This is a genomic window from Polaromonas sp. P1_E3, assembly GCF_056405935.1.
The window spans coordinates 1-2,233 of the sequence record NZ_JBFUBD010000416.1; the positions used below are offsets into that span (position 1 = coordinate 1).

Sequence of the window (2,233 nt, forward strand, 5' to 3'; positions counted from 1 at the left end):
CAGGAAGTCGGGGTCGGAGCGATAGCCGTCTTCCGGGCTGAACTCGATATCGCCCATCAGGTTTTTGGCAAAGCGCACCGACAGCTTGGCCTGCTCGAACACCTGGTCGGGGGTCATGCGCAGCTTCTTTTCCATGTGCAGCGCACTCGTGGCAAGGAAGAGGTGCAGACGCCCCGAGGCTGCGGGCTTCAGCGCCTCTGCGGCACGCGAGATGTCCCTGTCGTTGGCGCGTGCCAGCGAGCAGATGGTGGAGGACCTGACGACTTCTGCGATGGCCTTCACGCACTCGAAATCACCGTTGGAACTGGCGGCAAAACCGGCCTCAATCACGTCAACCTTCAGGCGCTCAAGCTGGCGTGCGATCCGCAGTTTTTCGTCCCTGGTCATGGAGGCGCCGGGCGACTGCTCCCCGTCGCGCAAAGTGGTATCAAAAATAATGAGTTTGTCTGTCATGGTGAGGCTCCTGAAGAATTCTTAGCTGGACGAGGCCAAAACGGCGCAGGGCGTATTTTCGCCGGAAGCCTGGCGCATTTGGGCACGTTGCCACCCGGACAGGATAGCCTTCAAAGACGCCGAGACGATATTCGCGTCCATGCCGACGCCAAACACCGTATGCTTTTCATCAACGCGCAGCTCCAGATAGGCCACAGCGCGGGCATCGGCACCCGAGCCAAGGGCGTGCTCATGGTAGTCCAGCACGCGCACCGTGGTGCCCAGTGCGGCGTTCAAGCCGTTGACAAAGGCCTCAATGGGACCAGCGCCCTCCCCGATAATGTGCTGCATCTTGCCAGCCATTTGTACCTTCGCGGTCAAGGCCACGCCGCCAGCCGACACGGCTTGCTGCACCTGCGGCGCCGCGGCGCTGGCCACGCCATACTCCGCATCGAACAACTGCCACAGGTCTTGCGCTGTGAGTTCCTTGCCTGCGTTGTCCATCACGGCCTGCACGGCCTGGCTGAACTCGATCTGAAGGCGGCGCGGCAATTCGAGGCCGTATTCGCTTTCCAGCAGATACGCGATACCGCCCTTGCCCGACTGGCTGTTGACGCGAATCACCGCCTCATAACTGCGCCCCAGGTCTTTCGGGTCGATGGGCAAATACGGGACAGCCCAGGCAGCGCCCTCTTTCTGCACAGCAAACGCTTTCTTGATGGCGTCCTGGTGCGTGCCGGAAAAAGAGGTGTAGACCAGCTCGCCGACATAGGGGTGGCGAGGATGCACCGGCAGCTGGTTGCAATGCTCTACCGTGCGGCGGATTTCATCGATACTGGAAAAGTCGAGATTGGGTGCCACACCCTGGGTATACAGATTGAGCGCCACGTTGACGATATCCAGATTGCCGGTGCGCTCACCGTTGCCAAACAGGCAGCCCTCCACTCGCTGCGCGCCGGCCATCAGCGCCAATTCAGCTGCCGCCACACCGGTACCGCGATCATTGTGCGGATGAACCGACAGCACCACCGCATCCCGCCGGGCGATGTGGCGATGCATCCACTCGATCATGTCGGCAAAAACGTTGGGAGTGGAATGCTCGACCGTGGTCGGCAAATTAATGATGCAAGGGTGACCAGCCGTGGGCTGCCATACCTCGGTCACCGCATCCACCACTCGCTTGGAGAACACTAATTCGGTGCCCGAAAAATGCTCGGGGGAATATTGGAACGTCCACTGCGTACCGGGTTGGGTATGGGCCAGATCCTGAATCAGCCGCGCATGGCTGGTGGCCAATTCCACGATCTGGTCCTCGTCCATACCGAGAACCACGTCGCGCATCAGGGGCGAGGTTGCGTTATACAGGTGCACAATCACTCGCCTGGCGCCCCCTACTGCTTCCATCGTGCGGCGTATCAGCGGCTCTTTCGCAGGCGTCATGACCTGGATGGTGACATCGTCGGGAACCATGTCGTTCTCGATCAAGTGGCGCACAAAATCAAATTCGATCTGCGAGGCAGCAGGAAAGCCAACTTCAATTTCCTTGAAGCCGATCCGCAGCAGTTGTCCGTACATGCGCAGTTTGCGCGCCATATCCATGGGCTCAATCAGCGCCTGATTGCCGTCGCGCAGGTCGGTGCTGAGCCAGACAGGCGCTTGCGTCAGGACAGCGTCGGGCCATGTGCGATCACGCAAGGCGACAGGCGCAAAGGCGGGGTACTTGCTGGCAGGTTGCTTCAACATGGTTTTCCTCTCAATCAAAAACCAGCAACCCCAAGAAAAACGGCCCGTTGCTGGTGCA

General features: G+C 60.0%; 1 protein-coding gene and 1 pseudogene. Both read right to left on the reverse strand.

Translation table 11 applies throughout. The features are described 5' to 3' along the window. Window positions 1-453: pseudogene (locus AC1D0Z_RS19985) on the reverse strand (2-isopropylmalate synthase); the annotation flags it as partial. Between the two features lie 21 nt (window positions 454-474). Beyond that, the gene (leuA, locus tag AC1D0Z_RS19990) at window positions 475-2,175 is read right to left on the reverse strand and encodes a 2-isopropylmalate synthase (RefSeq protein ID WP_477659915.1); all 1,701 of its coding nucleotides are present in this window, start codon (window positions 2,173-2,175) and stop codon (window positions 475-477) included. Window positions 2,176-2,233 lie beyond the last annotated feature (58 nt).